The sequence below is a fragment of the Gloeomargarita sp. SKYB120 genome (genome assembly GCA_025062155.1).
In the GTDB taxonomy this organism is placed as follows: domain Bacteria; phylum Cyanobacteriota; class Cyanobacteriia; order Gloeomargaritales; family Gloeomargaritaceae; genus Gloeomargarita.
The window spans coordinates 22,184-41,151 of sequence record JANXAM010000023.1 but is presented as its reverse complement, the minus strand read 5'-3'; the positions used below and the strand labels follow the sequence as shown (position 1 = coordinate 41,151).

The following is an 18,968-nucleotide window of genomic DNA, read 5'->3' as shown; positions in this document are numbered from 1 at the left end:
TAGCGGTAACGAATCCCCGCCTGGTGCATCCGTTCAATGGCCAGTTTCACCCGCTCTTCTGGCACCGTCAGGGCAATGCGGAAAAAGCCTTCCCCAGCGGCTCCATAACCATTCCCCGGCGGCACAATAATCCCGCATTTTTCTAGCAATAAAGTGGCGAACTCGGTGGAGGTGTAACCAGGAGGTACTGGCGCCCAGACGTACAAGGTGGCTTTGGGAGCGGTAATCGGCCAGCCCAAGGATTGCAACCCCGAGACCACTAAGTCCCGCCGCCGTTGATACACCTGCATGAGCGCCTGCAATTGCGCTTCCGTGGTCTGAAAGGCTGCAATCGCCGCCCGTTGAATGGCTTTGAAGACGCCGGAGTCCACGTTGGTTTTTACCTGACCGAGCGCCTGGACGCCCACCGCTGACCCGCAGACAAACCCCACCCGCCAGCCAGTCATGTTGTAGGACTTGGACAGGCTGTGAAATTCAATCGTCACGTCCTTGGCGCCTGGCACCTGCAACGCGCTGGGGGGTTTGTAGCCGTCGTAGGCCATTTCTGAGTAGGCGTGGTCATGGCACAACAAGATGTCAAACTCTCGGCAAAAGGCCACCGCTTCGGCAAAAAAGTCCAAATCGGCAATGGCGCCCGTTGGGTTATTCGGATAGTTCAGCCAGAGCAACTTGGCCCGCCGCGCCACGTCCGTGGGAATCGCTGTGAAATCCGGTAAAAACCCCCGCTCTTGTTTCAGGGGCATGACATAGCTTTCGCCACCAGCAAACAACGTGGACGTGCGATAGACGGGATAGGCCGGGTCAGGGATGAGCACGTAGTCGCCGGGGTCCACAAACGCCAAAAACGTGTTGTGGATAGCTTCTTTGGAACCGATAGAAGACACCACTTCCCGGTCCGGGTCCACCGTCACCCCAAACCGCCGCTGCATCCACGCCGCCGCTGCCTGCCGGTACTCCTTGGTGCCTTGATAGGGGGGGTAATTATGGGTGCTGGGGTCGTCAATCGCCTGGTGCATGGCCTGGACCACATGGGCGGGCGTCGGCTGGTCGGGGTCGCCAATCCCCATGTTGATGACATCCACCCCCTGCGCCACCAAGGCATCTCGCTTGCGGTCAATTTCAGCAAATAAATACGGGGGAATCTGCTGCAGACGACGGGCCGGTTGCATCGTTCCTTCACTCAAACACGTATTGTTTCATGATAAGGCATCACCGTTTCGGCAAAAACCATACGGCCAACCCGATGCCGCTCAGATACAAACCGGCCATGGCCCCCGCCAGTAGAATTTGGGTCAAGGGGTCCGTCGAAGGAGTCAAAATGGCGGCCACCACCACCGCAACCAGCACCACATAGCGCCAACCCGCCAGCATTTGCCGGGGAGAGACCAGCCCCAAGGCGCTCAACACAAACTGCACCACCGGGATTTGAAACGCCAGTCCCGTCCCCAGTAACAGAATCAACACAAACTCAAAATAGCGCTCGATGGACCATAGGGGTTCTACTGCGTCCGCGCCGTAGTTCAGGAAAAAACGCAAGGCTGCCGGAATCAACACCCCATAGGCAAAGGCCATCCCCAGCACAAACAGCACGCTTGACCCCAGCACCACTGGCCCTAGTAATCGTCGCTCCCGCCGTGTCAACCCCGGTAGCACAAAGGCGATGATCTGGTACAAAATCATGGGGCTGCTGAGGATGAGACCGCTGTAGGCCGCCACCTTCAGGGAGACAAAGAAAAATTCCCCCGGCGCCATCTGTAAAAATTTCACGTTCCCCGCCGGCGCTTCCAAAAACCGGACAATGGGTTTGACCCCGATAAAGCAAATGACGGTCGCAACGGCAAATGCAGCGATGGCCCGCCAGATGCGCTGGCGCAATTCTTCTAGATGATCAAACAGCGGCATTTCCACGTCATCCGGCGTTTCATCCAGCGGGTCCAAAACCGGGGTCGGTGGTTCAGCAGACATCGGCTATAGGCACAGAAAACAGGGTTTTTACGATTCTACCAACCAGGGCTGGACTGCCGGTCGCCAGGCGACGAGTTCTTCCGGCGTAAACCACAGGGCAATTTCCCGCTGGGCCGTTTCAATGGCATCCGAGCCGTGAATGAGATTGCGCTCAATGCTAATGCCAAAATCACCCCGAATCGTCCCCGGTTCTGCGCTCAGGGGGTTGGTGGCCCCAATCATTTTCCGCGCTGCGGCGACCACACCATCACCTTCCCACACCATTGCCACCACCGGGCCAGAGGTGATGAAGTCCACCAGCGAGGGAAAAAAGGGGCGCTCCCGGTGAACGTCGTAGTGTTTTTCGGCTAACTCCCGCGAAACCCGCACCATTTTCAGCCCCACCAGCGTAAATCCCTTGGCTTCAAACCGGCGGATGATTTCCCCAACTAACCCCCGCTGCACCCCGTCTGGTTTAATGGCAATAAACGTCCGTTCCATGGGCAATCTCCCCAACGTCCTTCTGAATTGTAGCCAAGCCTGCGCTAGATTAAGACAGGTGAGGCGATGCCCATGAATCCGAAAACACTACTCCAGGCGATTGCAGTTCCGGCGGACTGGCTGGGTTTACGGTTGGTGCGGCAAACCGCGACCCGTTACCACGTTCGCGACGGCCATCCCGAACAGCAGGGCCGCGAGGACACCTGGGGAGCGATGGTGGAGGTGAGCGTCCAGGGCCGGCATTTTTACAGCGCCACCAGCGACGTTTCCCCCAGCGGTTTACAGCGCGCCGCCCAGCGGGCCTATACATACGCAGCAAATCCGGCCATTCCCCACACCCATGCGTTTCCCGAACCGCCGGCGGTGACCGGTCGCTACACCAGTCCCTTGCGCCAGCCCTGGTGGGATTTACACCCCAAAGAATTGGCGGAACTGCTGGTCAAGGTGTGTCATACGCTCAAGGTCAGCGAGGCCATTGTTTGCACCCGCGCCGCTCTGGTTCTGACCGAAACAGAAACCTGGTGGGTGACTAGCAACGGCGCTGAGGTGCACCAAACGTTTTATTACGTCGCCAATCACTTTGCGGCAACGGCCCAGGTGGGAACGGAAACCCAAACCCGCACCGACCACGGGACACTAGCCCGGTGTTACCAGGGGGGTCTGGAGTGGCTACTGACCGATGACCTGTGGGCGCGGGTGGAACGCATTGGGGCGCAGGCGGTGGAGTTGGTGCACGCGGAAAATTGCCCTACCATGCGCACGCACCTGGTGTTGGCCCCCGACCAAATGCTGTTGCAGATTCACGAGAGCGTGGGGCATCCCCTGGAGCTAGACCGGATTTTAGGGGATGAGCGCAATTACGCCGGCTGGAGTTTTGTGCGGTTAGAAGACTTTGGGCGTTTGCAGTACGGCTCCCCCCTGATGAATATCACGTTTGACCCGACTGTGCCCGGGGAATTTGCAACCTATGCCTTTGACGATACCGGCGAACCGGCGCAACGGCTGTATTTGATTAAAGAAGGCAAACTGCTGCGGGGGTTGGGAAGCCGCGAGAGCCAGATGCGCTCCGGTATTGCTGGCGTCGCCTGCGGGCGGTCCTGTTCCTGGAATCGCCCCCCCATTGACCGGATGGCAAACCTAAACCTGGAACCTGGTAGCGGTGATTTGCAGGCGGTGATTAGTGAAATTGAACACGGCATTTACATGGAATCCAATCGCTCCTGGTCCATTGACGACTACCGGCGCAAGTTCCAGTTTGGGTGCGAGTATGCCCGCTTGATTGAAAATGGCCGGTTCACCAAAACGCTGAAAAATCCCAACTACCGGGGAGTGACGCTGGAGTTCTGGCGCAATCTGGTGCGGGTGGGTGGCCCGGAAACCTGGGAAATGTACGGCTCACCCTACTGCGGTAAGGGAGAACCCAACCAGGCCATTCGGGTGGGACATGGGTCGCCAGTGGCTGTGTTTGCCAACGTGGACGTTTTTGGGGGCGGTTGACCCATGTGGCAAGGCTTGATTCATGGTTACCGCGAGTATTTGCCCGTCACCGAACGCACGCCGGTGGTCACGTTGTATGAGGGCAACACACCCTTGATTCCAGTCCCCCGCATCAGCAGTTACTTAGGTAAAAAAGACGTGCAGGTGTGGGTGAAATTTGACGGCCTGAATCCCACCGGTAGTTTCAAAGACCGGGGCATGACGGTGGCCATCAGCAAGGCGAAAGAACAGGGCTCCCAAGCGGTGATTTGCGCCAGCACGGGCAATACATCCGCATCTGCTGCCGCCTATGCCCGCCGCGCCGGAATGAAAGCGTTTGTACTGATTCCCGATGGATATGTGGCCCTGGGGAAACTGGCCCAGGCGTTGATGTACGGGGCGCAGGTGCTGGCGATTCAAGGCAACTTTGACCAGGCCCTAGCGCTGGTGCGGGAATTGGCCGAGCACTACCCGATTACCCTGGTGAATTCACTCAATCCCTATCGTTTAGAGGGCCAAAAAACGGCGGCGTTTGAGGTGGTGGACCAACTGGGGCGGGCGCCGGATTGGTTATGTATCCCGGTGGGCAACGCGGGCAATATCACCGCCTACTGGATGGGGTTTTGCCAGTACCTACAGCACGGGAAATGTCAAACCCTACCCCGGATGTTTGGGTTTCAGGCGGCGGGCGCAGCTCCCCTGGTGCGGGGAACCCCGATTGAACACCCGGAAACCATCGCCACCGCCATTCGCATTGGTAACCCGGTGAATTGGCAAAGCGCTCTAGCCGTGCGGGACGCCAGTCAAGGGGGATTTTACGCCGTCAGCGACCAGGAAATTTTGCAGGCGTATCATCTGCTGGCGCGGGAAGAGGGCATTTTCTGTGAACCAGCAAGCGCAGCATCGGTTGCGGGTTTGTTTCACCTGCAAGACCAGATTCCTGAAGGCGCCACTATCGTCTGTGTCCTTACTGGCAATGGGTTAAAGGACCCGGATAACGCCCTGCACAGCGATGCACACCATCTCACCCAAGGCATTCCCCCGGAACGTACAGCCCTAGCGCAGGCGATGGGGTTGGAGCATTAATCAAACAACCGCAGGTAGGGATACCGCACCGGCGTCCCTGGTTCCTTGTCTAGGACAAAGTTAATCACTTCCCAGCAGGGGTCTTCGCTGGGGTGAGGACTAAAGACCACTGGCAACCCGTACAGGCGATAGTGACAGCCATCTTCCCCTGGGCGAGTGGTTTTTTCTAGGTATCCCGTCATTAACTCCTGATAGCGCTGGGCAATCGTCACTTTCGTCGCCCGGTACCCCTGGCTGTAGAGCTGGTCCAGGGCTTCGTGAATTTCAAAGCGAATGCCGTCCGGGTGGGTGTGTTGCCGGTACCACTGTTGTTGCCACTGGCGCCAGCGTCGTCCCGATTGCAAATGCACCAGTTCCCCCGTCTCTGGGTTGGCTTCAAACGCCCCGTGACGCGGACACAAATAGGTATCCGTCAACGTCAACGCCGGAATCATCTGCCGGCAATGGGGGCAGGGAATCTCCGGGCCAAAGATGGGATATTGCCAACTGGGTGCCACCACCGGTACTCATTCTCTCGCCTTTACTGCCATTGTAGCGGGCTACTGCGGTGGGATGGTGATCAACTGGCGAGCAACGCCCAGGGTGCGATAACGAGTGCCAAACAAATCCGTCGTATAGATGCTAAACACCAGGTAATTTTGTACTTTCGTATTGCGGCGGAGAAATTCCTTGGTCGGCTCCTTGAGAGCTAACAGCAGCTCGCTACAGGATTGCTGCAAGTAAGGCGTGAAAAATTGCAGCAGTTTGTCTTCCTGCCTGGCTTCCTTGAGCATTTCCGGCAAACGGGGGCACAGTTCTTGTCGCAGCGTGTTGTAGGCGTATTCCAGAAACTGTTGCTCCGACGGATTGGTGACCGCCAACCCCACTGCGGCAAGTCCCACAGTTGCTAATACGCCCCAACCGACCTTGACCACCGCTGGATTTCCCTGCACGCCCGTCAGACCCATGCTACCAATCCAGTATGATGAAGACGCTGCGTTGAGGAACCAAGTGCCACAGGTTGGGATCATTATGGGCAGCGATTCGGATTTGCCGGTGATGCAGCAGGCCGCCCAGGTATGCGCTGACTTTGACGTGCCCTACGAACTGGCGATTGTCTCGGCCCATCGCACCCCCCACCGCATGGTCACTTACGCCGAATCGGCCCATGAGCGGGGCTTGCGGGTGATTATTGCTGGCGCTGGCGGAGCCGCCCATTTACCTGGCATGGTCGCGGCCTTGACCCCCTTACCGGTGATTGGCGTGCCGATTCCCACCGCGCATCTGCAGGGGTTGGATGCTCTGTACTCTATCGTGCAAATGCCCAAGGGGATTCCTGTCGCCACCGTCGCCATTGGCAATGGCACCAACGCTGGGTTGCTTGCTGTGCAAATCCTCGCCAGTCACGACCCTGCACTCCTACGCCGGGTCCAGGACTATCGGCAAGCTTTGAGCCAGCAGGTCCTTGCTAAGCAGGAACAGCTTCAGCAACAGGGTTGGCGCTTACCCCCTTGAGGGCAAAGATTTTTTCAATCACATCCGCCACCACCTTATCAGGCGTGGACGCTCCCGAGGTAATGCCCACGGTAATGGGTCCCTCGGGCAACCAGGGTTCGGTCACCTCTAGGCGATGCAAATCCGGACCGAGAGGTTTGTGCTGCACGCGGTTGCCTGGCCCAATCCGGTCGGCGCTGTCAATGTGGTAGGAAGGAATCCCATGCTCAATGGCAATTTCTTGCAAATGGGTTGTATTCGACGAATTAAACCCGCCGATAACCACTATCAAATCCAACGGCTGTTTCACCAGCTCAAACATGGCATCTTGCCGTTCCTGAGTGGCATCACAAATTGTATTAAAACTTAGGAAATGCTCATGCAAATTCACTGGCCCATACTTTTGCAACATCGTGTGTTCAAATAATTTGCCAATCGCCTCCGTTTCCCCCTTGAGCATGGTGGTTTGGTTGGCAATGCCGATGCGCTCTAGGTGCTTGTCCGGGTCAAAGCCAGGGGAGCAGGCATTGCGGAATTTTTCTAGGAATTCTTCTTTATTGCCCCCGTGCAGGATGTAATTGGCCACATAGCGGGCCTCCTCCAGGTTTAACACAACCAAATATCGCTCCGCATGGGAACTGGTGGCAATCGTTTCCTCGTGCTGATACTTGCCATGAATAATCGAGGTGTAGCCCCCCTTGCGGTGCTTGCCCACGCGATTCCAGACCTTGGACACCCAGGGGCACGTCGTATCTACGATAATGCATTCTTTTTGATAAAGCAGTTCCATTTCCTGAACACTGGCCCCAAACGCCGGCAGAATCACAACAGAACCCCGCTCTACCGGGCTGAAATCTTTTTTGCCGTCTTTGCCGACCGGCACAAATTCTATCTGCATCTGGCGCAGGTTTTCGTTCACTGACGGGTTATGGATGATTTCGTTAGTGATCCAAATGCGGGCGTCCGGAAACTGGCGGCGGGTTTCGTAGGCCATGGCAATCGCTCGTTCCACCCCCCAGCAAAACCCAAAGGCGCTCGCCAAGCGAATGGTCACGTCTCCTTGGGTCAGGGTGTTGCCCTGGCTGCGGATGCGCTGGATCAGGGCGCTTTGGTACTCCTTTTGCAAAACTGGTTCAACCTCCGCTTCTCGCCCGAAGCCCATGCGGAAGTAACGGTCGGAATCACGCAACGTTTGCCGGAGGGTGCGGGGGTCCATGGGTTTAGGGAATGACTACACTCTGCATGATAATGGAGTTGACCCCCTTTGGGGTAGGTTATAATGGTTTATCGCCTGCCGGGATAGCTCAGTTGGTAGAGCAGGGGACTGAAAATCCCCGTGTCGCCAGTTCAAGTCTGGCTCCTGGCACTAAGTGGTGTTTGCGGGTTTCCTACACTAGGGGAAGCGCTATTGCAGTTACCCGTACACCATGACGCTGAAATCCAAGAAAAAAAGTTTTTCCACCGTCACCTACACTGAGGTCTTTCGGCGTCTTGGCATTACCCACCTGCAACCCTGGGAATTGCCCATCGTTCCGAAGTCCCCCAGCCAGTTCTTGCAGCAGCACTTCGAGCGATTGCAGCGTTTTGACCTCCAAAGCTCAGAAGAGAGCAGGAAATTAATCATTGATGCCATCTTGCTGGAAGTCATTGCCGAATTTCCCAAGCTCAAGATATGGAAGGGGGTCAACCTAGAAAGCAACGAATTTCAAGGGGTCGTAGACTACCTCGTTGCCGAAGATAAGGCCTATCTGGATACCCCCATGGTTTGTGTCGTGGAAGCGAAGCGGGATGACTTCTTGCAGGGTTTAGCCCAGTGTCTTACAGAAATGCATGTGTGCCAATGGCAAAACTGGCAGGCAAACAAAGATTTTGATATTTTTGGGGTGGTAACCAACGGCGAAGGATGGAAGTATTACAGACTCACTACCCACAACACCGTTTATGAAACTTCTTTATACGCGCTTAGCGACATGGCCACCGTACTTGGGGGATTGAATTACATCCTTCGGGAGTGTGAGGAAATTCACCTTGCCTCTCCACCCAACAACTGTCCTGGCACAAAAAACTCACACGGTAAGAGCACCGGTTTCCGAGAAAAAATCAGCGTCGTGTGATAGGTATCGCAGTTAACGGCCACGCCCACCAGGGGTCTATAGCTGCGGCGAGCTTGGTAGTCTCGATAAACGCTGCGGGCAGCCTTCAGGGCTTCTGGCTCCAATAAAACCGGCGGTTCCGTCGTGTCTGGAGACATAGGCCAACCTCAGGCGCGGAGTACCTCCAGTTTAGCTGCCCCAGCCCTTTTCAGGCTAAGAAGGGGTTAAACCTTTGTAAAATCTTGGCAGGTTATACGGAAAGTGCGGCGGCAACCTGCTCGCCCATGGCTCGACACCCGACGCGCTGGGTGCCTTCCGTATAGATGTCGCTGGTGCGATACCCCTGCTGCAGAACGCAGGACACGGCAGTTTCCAGGGCATCGGCGGCCTCCGGCTCGTTTAATCCGTAACGCAGGAGCATCGCAGCGCTCAGAATTTGTGCCAGGGGATTGGCAATGTCTTTACCGGCAATGTCTGGGGCGCTCCCGTGCACAGGTTCAAAGACGCCTGGCCCGCTTTCACCCAAACTGGCTGACGGCAACATCCCGATGCTGCCAGTCAACATTGCTGCTTCGTCAGACAAAATATCGCCAAACAAGTTTTCGGTCACAATGACGTCAAACTGCTTAGGCCAGCGAATCAACTGCATCGCTGCGTTGTCCACATATAAATGGGTGAGAGTCACGTCTGGATAGGCTTGGGCAAGTAAATTCATTCGTTGCCGCCACAGTTGGGAGACTTCTAAAACGTTGGCTTTATCTACAGAGCAAAGTTGTTTCCGGCGTTTTTGCGCTGCGGCAAAGGCTACCCGCCCAATCCGGTCAATTTCACTCGCCCGGTAGGCCATCGTATTCACACCTCGCTGCTCGCCGGTTTCGGTGGTAAAAATGCCCTTAGGTTGTCCGAAATAAACACCCCCCGTCAATTCCCGCACCACCAGAATATCCACGCCGCTGACAATTTCTGGCTTCAAAGGGGAAGCATTCACCAGTTCCGGAAACACCTTGGCCGGACGTAAATTAGCAAATAACCCCAATCCCGAGCGCAGCCCCAACAACGCCTGTTCTGGGCGCAAATGGCTGGGCAATTCGTCCCATTGGGGTCCCCCCACGGCACCCAGTAAAACCCCATCGCTGGAGCGGCATAATTCCAGGGTTTCGGGAGGCAAGGGCTGGCCCATCTGGTCAATCGCTGCACCACCAATTAAAGCCTCTTGAAACACAAAATCAATGCCAAACTTTTGCCCCAATTTCTCCAAAACCGTCAAGGTCACAGCCATGATTTCTGGCCCAATGCCATCCCCTGGCAACACAGCGATTTGATAGCTACGACGGGTCATGCCCCCTCCCGCAACGTCGGCACAGGGATTGTATCAGAAAACTAGCGATAATCTCGCACGCTGGGCCGAACGGCTTCAAACTGCAAGGGTTCCACATGACGCACGGGTGTTTCGCCATCGCGCCACTCCCACAACGCCACATGGCAAAAGCGTTCATCGTCCCGCAGTGGCTCGCCGTCAGGCGTCTGGTACTCCTCCCGAAAATGCGCCCCGCAGGATTCTTCCCGCAACAGGGCATCCCACACCATCACTTCCGCCAGTTCTAAGTAATCGGCCACACGTCCTGCGTACTCCAGCGCTTGGTTCCAGCCCGTGAGCGTCCCTGGCACCCGCACCTCCTCCCAGAAACGCTTGCGCAGGTCCCGGATTTTCTCCAGCGCCGTCTTTAACCCTTGGGCTGAACGACTCATCCCCACCTGGTCCCACAGCAGCAGCCCCAATTCCCGGTGCAACGTCATGGCAGTCGTGTTGCCCTGGATAGCCAGCAGCGCTTCCAGCCGCTCTCGCACTTGCTGGTGCGCCTGGACAAATTCGGGAGTGTCGGTGGTCAGGGGGTCGGGCTTGAAACCAGCCAAGAAATGCCCCAGCGTATAGGGCAAGATGAAATACCCATCGGCCAACCCTTGCATCAACGCGCTGGCCCCCAACCGGTTGGCGCCGTGGTCCGAAAAATTGGCTTCTCCCAGCACAAACAACCCTGGAATCGTACTCATCAAGCCATAGTCCACCCACAGACCCCCCATCACATAATGCACCGCTGGATAGATGCGCATGGGCGTTTCGTAGGGATTCTCGCCCGTGATGCGTTGGTACATGGTAAAGACATTGCCGTACTTGCGCTCAATTTCTGCGCGATTGTGCGCCAACTTGTCCTGAAAATCTAAGTACACCGAACGTCCAATGCCGTAGCCTGCATCGCAGATACGCTTGATGGCCCGCGACCCAATATCCCGTGGCACCAGGTTGCCGTAGCGGGGGTAGAGCCGCTCCAAAAAGTAATCCCGTTCTTCGGGGGGAATCGCGTGGGGCGGGCGAGGGTCGCCAGGAATTTTCGGCACCCAGATGCGCCCGTCGTTGCGCAGGCTTTCACTCATCAGCGTGAGCTTGGATTGGCCTTCCCCCGTCGCTGGAATACAGGTGGGGTGAATTTGCACGAAACTGGGATTGGCCAGGTACGCTCCCCGCTTGTGACAGCGCCAGACCGCCGACGCGTTGGCACTCTTGGCGTTGGTGGACAGGTAGTAGATGTTCCCATAGCCGCCGGTAGCTAGCACCACCGCATGGCCCGCGTAGCGCTCCAGTTCCCCCGTCACCAGATTGCGCACGATGAGGCCCCGCGCTTGGCCGCCGATGAGCACCAAATCCATCATTTCCCGGCGCGGCAAGAGCGTCACCGTGCCCCGATGAACCTGGCGCAGCAACGCTCCGTAAGCCCCCAAGAGCAACTGCTGACCTGTTTGCCCCCGCGCATAGAACGTGCGAGACACCTGAGTGCCCCCAAACGACCGGTTCGCTAGCAACCCGCCGTACTCCCGCGCAAATGGCACCCCTTGAGCCACGCAGTGGTCAATGATCTGGGTGCTCACCTGGGCCAGGCGATAAACGTTGGCTTCCCGCGCGCGAAAATCGCCCCCCTTGATCGTGTCGTAGAACAGGCGCCAGACACTGTCCCCGTCATTTTGGTAGTTTTTAGCAGCGTTAATCCCCCCTGAGCGGCGATGCTGTGGGCGCGTCGGGGCGTGTCTTGTAAACAAAACACCACCACGTTGTACCCCAATTCGCCCAACGTAGCTGCCGCCGAAGCCCCCGCCAGTCCGGTGCCCACCACCAAAATCGTGTATTTGCGGCGATTGGCCGGACTCACTAGGCGACAGTGGTTTTTGAATTCATCCCACTTGTGGGGCAAAGGGCCACTCGGAATGGGAATGCTGTGGGGAAACATCATCGCGATTGCAGATAAATAGCGATAGGAATGGGAGCATACCCCGCAACCAGCAGGAGCGCAACCAGGACGCTCAACCGGGGTAACCAAGGAGTTAGGTTGGGATGACCCAAACCCAGGGATTGCAAGCCGCTCCCCACCCCATGTGCCAAGTGCAACCCCAAGGGGATCAAGGCCAATTCATAAAAACCGACCCAGAACGGTGAGTGAAACAACTGGTACACCAGATGTTCCAAATTCCGTTCTGCTCCCTGAAAACGAAAATTCTGGAGATGCACGATGAGAAATAACAAAATCAGTGGCCCGGTGAACAACATCCAGCGGGAAGTCGAGGAAACTAGCCAGCGCCGGTGCTGGGGGCGGTGTTGGTAGCGCAGTGCTAGGGGGCGTTGATACAGGCGAATTAGGATGCTCAAGCCAATATGGATCAATAAAAGCAGCAACAACAGAATTTCCACGCTATGAAACAACCACCGCCAGCTGGTTAATGCCGCCGCTAGCTGGTTATATTTCCCCGGCGCATCCAGCAGCAGCCAATTGCCCCCCAGGTGAAATAGCAAAAACCCTACCCCAACCAGTCCTGAGACGGCAATCAACCCTTTCTGCAGCAGGCGGTTGAACGGCACACTCACACTTGAATGAACCATCATCGCCCAGCTCCTGCGAGAATGGCCCGCCCGGTGGCGACAACCGTTAGTACAAACGCCAGACCAAGGACGGCCAACCAGCGGATATAGGGGAAGTTGGAGGGTCGCCGGCGTTGGGGCTGCATGACGCGGTTGGATATTGGCTCCTACAGCATTCTAGCCTGACCTGCTTGCCTGGCGTTCACAGTTCAGGGCATTAATGACCCCTTGGGCCAATTAGGACACCAAAGATGCGCGGCTTCGGCAGAGGTATTGGCACAGAAGTCGTCAAGGCCTGGCATTGAGTTGTGTTTTTCGTACAATTGCTCGGCCAGATGGGGGGTATCGGTGGCATTGGTCGGGCGCTGGGGAGAACTATCACCATCCTGGTTGGGCGAGCGCTGCGAGGGTAGGAGGTGTTCAAGCGACCGCAGGATTTTCCTTTTACGGCGGTTTTGGAAGCCAACTGGCGGGTGATCCGGGACGAGGCGCTAGCGCTCGAAAATAAGCGATTTTTGGCCTGGCCGGAAAAGCATCTCTACGACAAGGGTTGGGAAGTTTTTGGCCTGTTTGCCTTTGGCGTCGAAATTGCTGGTAATACGCGCCTTTGTCCCCAAACCACTCGCCTAGTGCGGGATATTCCCGGTCTAGTGACGGCGGGTTTTTCGGCGCTGCAACCGGGGACACACATTGCTCCCCATACCGGCTATAACGACGGTGTTCTGCGCTGTCACCTGGCATTGGCCGGTTGCGCTGGTTGCGCCATCCGGGTTGGCGATGAAATCAGAACCTGGGAGGAGGGCAAGTGCCTGGTTTTCGATGACACGGTGGAACACGAGGTCTGGCATCGCGGCCAGGAGCGGCGTTTGGTTTTGCTGTTGGATTTCTATCCCCAGCCCCAAGCACCAAAAAACCAGAAACGCTGGTGGCAATGGTGGCAACGGTGAGAAAATAGAGGTTATGGACTTTGACCTGGTAATTATCGGCGCCGGTGTCGGCGGTCATGGGGCGGCTCTGCGGGCGGTGGAACTGGGCCTAAAGACGGCCATTGTAGAAGTTGCCGAGATGGGGGGCACCTGCGTCAACCGCGGCTGTATTCCATCCAAGGCGTTGCTGGCGGCGGCGGGACGGTTACGGCAATTGCAGGATGCCCAGACCCTAAAAGCGCTGGGGATTTCCGTATCCCAGGTGCAGGTCGACCGGGAAGGGATGGCACAGCACGCTCAGCAAATCGTAACGAAAATTCGGGGGGATTTGACACGCTCGCTAGAACGGCTGGGCGTCACCATACTGCACGGCTGGGGAAAGGTGCTGGAACCGCAAAAGGTAAGCGTGACCCAAGGGGGGCAAGAGACGGTGGTGACCGCTCGGCATGTGTTGCTGGCTACCGGTTCCTACCCCTGGGTGCCGCCGGGGATTGAGATTGACCACGAAACGGTCTTCACCAGTGATGACGCGCTGCAACTGCGGTGGTTGCCCCCGTGGATTGCCATCATCGGCAGCGGTTACATCGGGCTGGAATTTGCCGACATTTACACGGCGCTGGGGTGCGAAGTGACGATGATTGAAGCGCTCGACCGCCTGATGCCCACCTTTGACCCGGATATTGCCCGCCTGGCGCAACGGGTGCTACTGGAGGAGCGCGATGTGGACACCCGTGTGGGGATGCTGGCCCAAAAAATCACGCCGGGACGCCCAGTGGTGGTGGAACTGGCCGACGCCCAGACCAAAGAACTCAAAGAAGTCCTGGAAGTGGATGCAGCGCTAGTGGCGACAGGACGCTTGCCGGCTACAGACAATCTAGGCCTAGAAAACCTGGGCATCGAGCGCCACAAACGCGGTTTTATTCCGGTGAATGAACACTTTAATGTATTGAAAAATGGGGAGCCAATTCCCACCTTGTGGGCGATTGGGGATGCGATTGGGACGATGATGCTGGCCCACGCGGCGGCAGCCCAAGGACGGGTGGCGGTGGAAAACATGGTCGGGGCCAGTAAAACGGTGAACTACCGGGCGATTCCCGCGGCGGCCTTTACCCATCCCGAAATCAGTTTCGTGGGCTTGACGGAACCGCAGGCGCAGGAATTAGGGGAAAGAGAACAATTCCCGGTCAAGGCGGTGCGCAGTTATTTCAAGGCCAATTCCAAAGCGATTGCCGAGGGGGAAGCGGAGGGGTTAGCGAAAGTGATTTACCGGCCCGATACGGGGGAACTGTTGGGGGTGCATGTGATTGGGCCACACGCGGCGGATTTGATCCAGGAAGCGGCAGCGGCCATTGCCACCCAAACGCCTGTGCATCAACTCGCAGACATTGTGCATACCCATCCCACGCTCACCGAGGTGTTGGACGAAGCGTTTAAGCGGGCAAGTTTAGATGTCATGAAATCACGCCATCAACCATGACGCCGGTTCGTCGCAATGCGCCGTTTTCGCAACAGTTGGCTCGCTTGGGGTATCACTTGAACGACCCAGACGCCCGTGCCCAAAACATCCTGGAAGCGATTGTCTGGGCCAAGGAGGCCGAGGTGGAACGGCTGCGGGAACAGACGCCCCTACCGGAGTTGCAAAAGCAAGTCTTGACCGCGCCCCCACCCCGTGATTTTTTAGCCGCGTTGCAATCTCCCCCCCATCCCGCGCTAATTGCCGAAGTGAAAAAGGCATCGCCCAGCAAAGGGGTGATTCGCGCTGATTTTGACCCAGTCGCCATTGCCCAAGCCTACGCCCGCGCTGGTGCTCGTTGTTTATCAGTGCTAACCGACCAGGAATTTTTCCAGGGTAGTTGGGAGTATTTGCGGCAAATTCGCCAGGTGGTTTCGCTGCCGTTGTTGTGCAAGGAATTTATCCTTTATCCCTACCAAATCTACCTGGCCCGGTGTCATGGGGCGGATGCTGTTTTACTGATTGCGGCCATCCTATCGGACCAGGATTTGCGGTATTTTTTGCGAATCGTTCAGGGGTTGGGGATGACGGCGCTGGTGGAGGTGCATACGCTGGGGGAATTGGAGCGGGTGCTGCAAATTCCAGGGGTGCGTTTGGTAGGTATCAACAATCGCAATTTGCAGGACTTTCACACGGATTTGCAGGTGACCGAAACGCTATTGGCACAAAAATTAACTGCCCTGCAAGAGCGCGAGATAGTTATTGTGAGTGAATCGGGTATCCATACGCCAGCGGATGTTTTACGGGTCAAACACGCCGGCGCTCACGCCATTTTGGTGGGGGAATCTTTGATGAAACAACCGGATGTGGAACAGGCGGTGCGGCATTTGCTCACGGGGGTTGACGAGTCGTTAGAATAGAGCCGGTTTTTTCCCTACAGCCGTGCAGCAGGTTGAAGCACGATTGCGCCAGGTTTCCGACGACCTTTGGCAACAGTTGCAACGGGCGGAACGGGCATGGGCGGCCCTGCGCCAGGGACAGGCAATGCAAGCAATACCCGTGGGCGGCGCTGGCAAAGGCACTTGGCAAGTCGGACGTCCAGCGATTCAGGTCACGGAGACGGCCAATGCTGTCGGGCCGGTGGATTGGGACGTGGTAGTGGCCGGTGGCACGCTGGGGTTGTTGCTGGCGTGGGGTTTGCGGCGACGGGGGTATCGGGTGGCGCTGCTGGAACGGGGACCGGTGCAAGGACGACGCCAAGAGTGGAATATCTCGCGGGTGGAATTGCAGGTTTTAGTGGACTTGGAACTGCTCACCCCAGCCGAATTGACCCAGGTCATTGTCACGGAATATAACCCGGTGCGCATCGCGTTGCATCAGGTGGGGGAGTGGTGGACACGGGATGTGCTGAATCTGGGGGTGCGGCCGGATCTACTGCTGGAGATATGCAAACAAAAGTTTGCAGATAACGGGGGCTACATTGGTGAACATCAAGCTATTCAAGCGATTGAAATTGCCCCAGACGGAGTTAAAGTGATCACGGCCCAATCCCACTACACTGGCCGGTTGTTGATTGACATGATGGGGCATTTTTCCCCCTTGACCCAACTGGCACGACGGGGCGAAAAACCGGATGGCATTTGTCTCGTGGTTGGGGGATGCGCTCAAGGTTTTCCGGCCAGGGAATATGGTGACTTAATGGCCACAACTACGCCTATCATTAACCATTGCCAGTATTTTTGGGAGGCGTTTCCGGCCCAGGATGGTCGCACGACGTATCTGTTTACCTATGTGGATTGCCATCCCCAGCGCCCGGCCTTAACCGATTTATTTGCCACTTATTTTGAGCAGTTGCCGGCCTATCAGGGGGTGGATTTAGAGCAGTTAACCTGGCAACGGTTTGTGTTTGGGTTTTTCCCGAGTTATCGCCGCAGTCCCTTGGGGAGTCATTGGCCCCGTATCTTGCCGGTCGGCGATAGCAGTGGGATGCAGTCACCCTTAAGTTTTGGGGGATTTGGGACATTTTTGCGTCATCTGCGCCGCTTGGTCCAGGGCATTGCGGAGGCCTTGCAGTGGGACGCGCTAGACCGCGATAGTTTGCGTTTATTGCAACCCTATCAACCCAATCTGTCGGTGACATGGCTGTTTCAACAGGTGATGCGGGTGCCGCTCGCTGCCGATATGGCCCCCAATGAAGTGAATGAAGTTTTGGGAACGGCGTTTGAGGTGATGGCTGCAGCCGGCGATGCGGTGATGAAACCCTTTTTGCAAGATGTCATCCAGTTTTCAAGTTTGAGTCACATCCTGCTGGGAATGATGCGCCAAAATCCGGGTTTAATCCTGCGTGTGATGCAACGTTTAGGCCTTGGTTCACTGGTGGATTGGACGGGGCATTACGGGATGCTGGCGCTCTATACCTTCTTGGCCCAGCACGCTCCTACCCATAAAGCAGAAAACTATTGGCAAGCGCGGCGACGAGAACAATATCGCTACGGTAGCGGGTTGGATTATCGAGAGACATAACCATGCCGGTCTATTACTACTGGGGGGACGATACGCATCAAATTCAGCGAGCAGTCCAGCGTTTGGTCCAGCAGGTAGTTGACCCGAACTGGCTGAGTTTTAACTATCAAAAAGTCGCGGGTGATTCTCTAGAAGCGATAGAAAATGCGCTGGCGGAAAGTCGCACCTTGCCCTTTGGCACCGGTGGCCGGTTGACCTGGATTACAGATGCGCCGCTGGGGAGTCAATGCCCTGACGAATTACTAGAACTTTTGCTAGACACAATTCCCCATTTACCCGATAGCTCCCATGTGCTCTTTACCAACGCCAACCCGTTACCTACTAAATCGCCCCTGGGCCAGTTGTTTCAAAGATATGGCGTGGTCAGAGAATTCAACCCGATTCCCCCTTGGAAAACCGAGGAATTGGCCCAGATGGTGCGGGAAATGGCCGCAGAAATTCCGGTCGCGCTGAGCGAAGCCGCAGTGAATTACCTAGTCGCAGCAGTGGGCAACGACCGTTATCGCCTGGAGCAGGAGTTGCAGAAAATTGCCCTGTTGCGACCGGAGGACCCCCGTCCCTTGCAAGCGGCGGAAATTCAACCCCTGGTGCCCCCCACCACTCAAACCAGCCTGGCCCTGGCGCAAGCCATCCGGCAAGGTCACGTGGAGAAGGCGCTCCAGCTATGGCACGACCTACTGGCGATGGCGGAACCCCCGCTGCGGATCACGGCGACGCTGGTGAGTCAATTCCGCTTGTGGTTGTGGGTGAAGTTGTCCCAAATAGACCCGCACGTGACACCGGAAAAAGTCGCCGCAATGACCAACTTGGGCAACCCCAAACGCTTGTATTTCTTGGTCAAAGAAGTGCAGGGTGTGCCGCTAGCGACGTTGACGCAAACGTTAGAACTCCTGTGGCGGCTGGAGATGGGGATCAAGCAGGGCGCATCGCCGGCGGTTCTCGTGCCTGGCCTGATTATTTCCCTATGTCGCCTGTACAGTCGGGGGCGTTTACCGGCACAATAGAAGCAGTTCGACACGTGGAAACGCATCCTTGAGAGGAGGTTGGTTCGATGGCTGGTAGCACGGGAGAACGCCCCTTTGCGGACATTATCACCAGTGTCCGTTACTGGGTCATCCACAGCATTACGATTCCGGCGCTGTTTATCGCGGGTTGGTTGTTTGTCAGTACGGGCCTGGCCTACGATGTGTTCGGTACGCCGCGCCCCGATAGCTATTTCGCACCTGCGCAGGAAAAACCGCCGGTCGTGACTCAACGCTATGAAGCACGGCAACAAATCGAAGCCTTTGAACAACAGTTAGGAGCGAAGCAATGACGACCAATCGTCCGAACGAACCAGTCTCTTACCCTGTTTTCACCGTGCGGTGGTTGGCGGTACACACCTTGGCGATTCCCACGGTGTTTTTCTTGGGTGCCATCGCCGCGATGCAATTTATTCGTCGTTAGGGAGGTTTGACCATGACGGGTAAAAATCCCAATACCCAGCCCGTGGAGTTAAATCGGACATCCCTGTTTCTGGGGTTGTTGTTGATTTTTGTGCTGGCGATTCTGTTCTCTAGCTATTTCTTCAACTAATGGCAACCAAG

General features: G+C 56.6%; 22 protein-coding genes and 1 tRNA gene. 13 read left to right on the top strand and 10 right to left on the bottom strand.

Translation table 11 applies throughout. From position 1 onward, the window contains the following. From NZ705_09020 to ndk, 3 genes are all read right to left on the bottom strand, one after another. The coding region (locus tag NZ705_09020) for a pyridoxal phosphate-dependent aminotransferase (GenBank protein ID MCS7293092.1) at window positions 1-1,169 on the bottom strand (1,169 nt) is incomplete at its 3' end. A gap of 40 nt (window positions 1,170-1,209) precedes the next feature. Continuing rightward, window positions 1,210-1,965, bottom strand: a complete 756-nt coding sequence (gene tatC / locus NZ705_09015; protein ID MCS7293091.1) for a twin-arginine translocase subunit TatC — start codon at window positions 1,963-1,965, stop codon at window positions 1,210-1,212. 27 nt (window positions 1,966-1,992) lie between these two features. Further along, on the bottom strand, window positions 1,993-2,445 hold the full coding sequence (ndk, locus tag NZ705_09010) for a nucleoside-diphosphate kinase (protein MCS7293090.1): 453 nt from the start codon (window positions 2,443-2,445) through the stop codon (window positions 1,993-1,995). A 72-nt stretch (window positions 2,446-2,517) separates the two neighbouring features. Here ndk and NZ705_09005 point away from each other — a divergent pair, with 72 nt between their 5' ends. Next, on the top strand, window positions 2,518-3,942 hold the full coding sequence (locus NZ705_09005) for a TldD/PmbA family protein (protein ID MCS7293089.1): 1,425 nt from the start codon (window positions 2,518-2,520) through the stop codon (window positions 3,940-3,942). 3 nt (window positions 3,943-3,945) lie between these two features. Continuing rightward, window positions 3,946-5,007: a threonine synthase gene (thrC, locus tag NZ705_09000; GenBank protein ID MCS7293088.1), complete on the top strand. Its 1,062-nt coding sequence runs from the start codon at window positions 3,946-3,948 to the stop codon at window positions 5,005-5,007. Here the strand turns inward: thrC and NZ705_08995 are convergent. After that, a complete protein-coding gene (locus NZ705_08995) occupies window positions 5,004-5,507 on the bottom strand; it encodes a TIGR02652 family protein (protein ID MCS7293087.1) in 504 nt (167 codons plus the stop codon). The genes thrC and NZ705_08995 overlap by 4 nt on opposite strands. A gap of 39 nt (window positions 5,508-5,546) precedes the next feature. Continuing rightward, window positions 5,547-5,954 carry a DUF4359 domain-containing protein gene (locus tag NZ705_08990; GenBank protein ID MCS7293086.1) on the bottom strand — a complete coding sequence of 136 codons (408 nt, stop codon included), beginning with the start codon at window positions 5,952-5,954 and terminating at the stop codon, window positions 5,547-5,549. A gap of 43 nt (window positions 5,955-5,997) precedes the next feature. On the opposite strand from NZ705_08990, the gene purE reads away from it, so the two are divergent. After that, window positions 5,998-6,501, top strand: coding sequence for a 5-(carboxyamino)imidazole ribonucleotide mutase (gene purE / locus NZ705_08985; protein ID MCS7293085.1), 504 nt, complete (start codon window positions 5,998-6,000; stop codon window positions 6,499-6,501). Here purE and NZ705_08980 read toward each other — a convergent pair. Beyond that, window positions 6,455-7,696, bottom strand: a complete 1,242-nt coding sequence (locus NZ705_08980; protein MCS7293084.1) for a 4-hydroxy-3-methylbut-2-enyl diphosphate reductase — start codon at window positions 7,694-7,696, stop codon at window positions 6,455-6,457. The two genes, purE and NZ705_08980, sit on opposite strands and share 47 nt — an antisense overlap. 77 nt (window positions 7,697-7,773) lie before the next feature. On the opposite strand from NZ705_08980, the gene NZ705_08975 reads away from it, so the two are divergent. Then, window positions 7,774-7,846 (top strand) — tRNA-Phe (locus tag NZ705_08975). A 61-nt stretch (window positions 7,847-7,907) separates the two neighbouring features. Next, window positions 7,908-8,594: a hypothetical protein gene (locus tag NZ705_08970; protein MCS7293083.1), complete on the top strand. Its 687-nt coding sequence runs from the start codon at window positions 7,908-7,910 to the stop codon at window positions 8,592-8,594. 229 nt (window positions 8,595-8,823) lie between these two features. Here the strand turns inward: NZ705_08970 and leuB are convergent, their stop codons facing one another. The 4 genes from leuB to NZ705_08950 form a co-directional block, all read right to left on the bottom strand. Next, complete coding sequence (leuB, locus tag NZ705_08965; protein ID MCS7293082.1) at window positions 8,824-9,912, bottom strand: 3-isopropylmalate dehydrogenase; 1,089 nt, start codon at window positions 9,910-9,912, stop codon at window positions 8,824-8,826. A gap of 41 nt (window positions 9,913-9,953) precedes the next feature. Next, window positions 9,954-11,666, bottom strand: coding sequence for a fumarate reductase/succinate dehydrogenase flavoprotein subunit (locus NZ705_08960; protein ID MCS7293081.1), 1,713 nt, complete (start codon window positions 11,664-11,666; stop codon window positions 9,954-9,956). Window positions 11,667-11,853: 187 nt separating this feature from the next. Next, complete coding sequence (locus NZ705_08955; protein ID MCS7293080.1) at window positions 11,854-12,504, bottom strand: hypothetical protein; 651 nt, start codon at window positions 12,502-12,504, stop codon at window positions 11,854-11,856. Continuing rightward, window positions 12,501-12,626, bottom strand: a complete 126-nt coding sequence (locus tag NZ705_08950) for a hypothetical protein (protein ID MCS7293079.1) — start codon at window positions 12,624-12,626, stop codon at window positions 12,501-12,503. The genes NZ705_08955 and NZ705_08950 overlap by 4 nt, the downstream gene beginning before the upstream one ends. Before the next feature lie 270 nt (window positions 12,627-12,896). Between NZ705_08950 and NZ705_08945 the strand changes: the two genes are divergently transcribed. From NZ705_08945 to NZ705_08910, 8 genes are read left to right on the top strand one after another with little or no spacing between them, the layout of a single operon-like run. Further along, window positions 12,897-13,427, top strand: a complete 531-nt coding sequence (locus NZ705_08945; GenBank protein ID MCS7293078.1) for an aspartyl/asparaginyl beta-hydroxylase domain-containing protein — start codon at window positions 12,897-12,899, stop codon at window positions 13,425-13,427. 13 nt (window positions 13,428-13,440) lie between these two features. After that, window positions 13,441-14,883, top strand: coding sequence for a dihydrolipoyl dehydrogenase (gene lpdA, locus NZ705_08940; protein ID MCS7293077.1), 1,443 nt, complete (start codon window positions 13,441-13,443; stop codon window positions 14,881-14,883). Continuing rightward, window positions 14,880-15,779 (top strand): indole-3-glycerol phosphate synthase TrpC, encoded by a 900-nt coding sequence (gene trpC, locus NZ705_08935; GenBank protein ID MCS7293076.1) that lies wholly within the window; start codon window positions 14,880-14,882, stop codon window positions 15,777-15,779. The genes lpdA and trpC overlap by 4 nt, the downstream gene beginning before the upstream one ends. 22 nt (window positions 15,780-15,801) lie before the next feature. After that, window positions 15,802-17,382 carry an NAD(P)/FAD-dependent oxidoreductase gene (locus tag NZ705_08930; protein ID MCS7293075.1) on the top strand — a complete coding sequence of 527 codons (1,581 nt, stop codon included), beginning with the start codon at window positions 15,802-15,804 and terminating at the stop codon, window positions 17,380-17,382. 2 nt (window positions 17,383-17,384) lie between these two features. Next, window positions 17,385-18,386, top strand: coding sequence for a DNA polymerase III subunit delta (gene holA / locus NZ705_08925; GenBank protein ID MCS7293074.1), 1,002 nt, complete (start codon window positions 17,385-17,387; stop codon window positions 18,384-18,386). A gap of 47 nt (window positions 18,387-18,433) precedes the next feature. Beyond that, on the top strand, window positions 18,434-18,697 hold the full coding sequence (gene psbE, locus NZ705_08920; protein ID MCS7293073.1) for a cytochrome b559 subunit alpha: 264 nt from the start codon (window positions 18,434-18,436) through the stop codon (window positions 18,695-18,697). Beyond that, complete coding sequence (gene psbF, locus NZ705_08915) at window positions 18,694-18,828, top strand: cytochrome b559 subunit beta (GenBank protein MCS7293072.1); 135 nt, start codon at window positions 18,694-18,696, stop codon at window positions 18,826-18,828. The genes psbE and psbF overlap by 4 nt, the downstream gene beginning before the upstream one ends. 12 nt (window positions 18,829-18,840) lie before the next feature. Further along, window positions 18,841-18,957, top strand: a complete 117-nt coding sequence (locus NZ705_08910) for a photosystem II reaction center protein L (GenBank protein ID MCS7293071.1) — start codon at window positions 18,841-18,843, stop codon at window positions 18,955-18,957. The last annotated feature ends 11 nt before the right edge of the window (window positions 18,958-18,968 follow it).

Excerpts from the sequence above, each read along its gene's own strand:
- thrC (MCS7293088.1), top strand. The coding sequence starts at position 3,946 with ATGTGGCAAGGCTTGATTCATGGTTACCGCGAGTATTTGCCCGTCACC.
- tatC (MCS7293091.1), bottom strand. The coding sequence starts at position 1,965 with ATGTCTGCTGAACCACCGACCCCGGTTTTGGACCCGCTGGATGAAACG.
- NZ705_08990 (MCS7293086.1), bottom strand. The coding sequence starts at position 5,954 with ATGGGTCTGACGGGCGTGCAGGGAAATCCAGCGGTGGTCAAGGTCGGT.
- lpdA (MCS7293077.1), top strand. The coding sequence starts at position 13,441 with ATGGACTTTGACCTGGTAATTATCGGCGCCGGTGTCGGCGGTCATGGG.
- psbE (MCS7293073.1), top strand. The coding sequence starts at position 18,434 with ATGGCTGGTAGCACGGGAGAACGCCCCTTTGCGGACATTATCACCAGT.
- NZ705_08950 (MCS7293079.1), bottom strand. The coding sequence starts at position 12,626 with ATGCAGCCCCAACGCCGGCGACCCTCCAACTTCCCCTATATCCGCTGG.
- NZ705_08980 (MCS7293084.1), bottom strand. The coding sequence starts at position 7,696 with ATGGACCCCCGCACCCTCCGGCAAACGTTGCGTGATTCCGACCGTTAC.
- holA (MCS7293074.1), top strand. The coding sequence starts at position 17,385 with ATGCCGGTCTATTACTACTGGGGGGACGATACGCATCAAATTCAGCGA.
- psbF (MCS7293072.1), top strand. The coding sequence starts at position 18,694 with ATGACGACCAATCGTCCGAACGAACCAGTCTCTTACCCTGTTTTCACC.
- NZ705_08970 (MCS7293083.1), top strand. The coding sequence starts at position 7,908 with ATGACGCTGAAATCCAAGAAAAAAAGTTTTTCCACCGTCACCTACACT.
- leuB (MCS7293082.1), bottom strand. The coding sequence starts at position 9,912 with ATGACCCGTCGTAGCTATCAAATCGCTGTGTTGCCAGGGGATGGCATT.
- NZ705_08910 (MCS7293071.1), top strand. The coding sequence starts at position 18,841 with ATGACGGGTAAAAATCCCAATACCCAGCCCGTGGAGTTAAATCGGACA.
- NZ705_08955 (MCS7293080.1), bottom strand. The coding sequence starts at position 12,504 with ATGATGGTTCATTCAAGTGTGAGTGTGCCGTTCAACCGCCTGCTGCAG.
- NZ705_09005 (MCS7293089.1), top strand. The coding sequence starts at position 2,518 with ATGAATCCGAAAACACTACTCCAGGCGATTGCAGTTCCGGCGGACTGG.
- trpC (MCS7293076.1), top strand. The coding sequence starts at position 14,880 with ATGACGCCGGTTCGTCGCAATGCGCCGTTTTCGCAACAGTTGGCTCGC.
- ndk (MCS7293090.1), bottom strand. The coding sequence starts at position 2,445 with ATGGAACGGACGTTTATTGCCATTAAACCAGACGGGGTGCAGCGGGGG.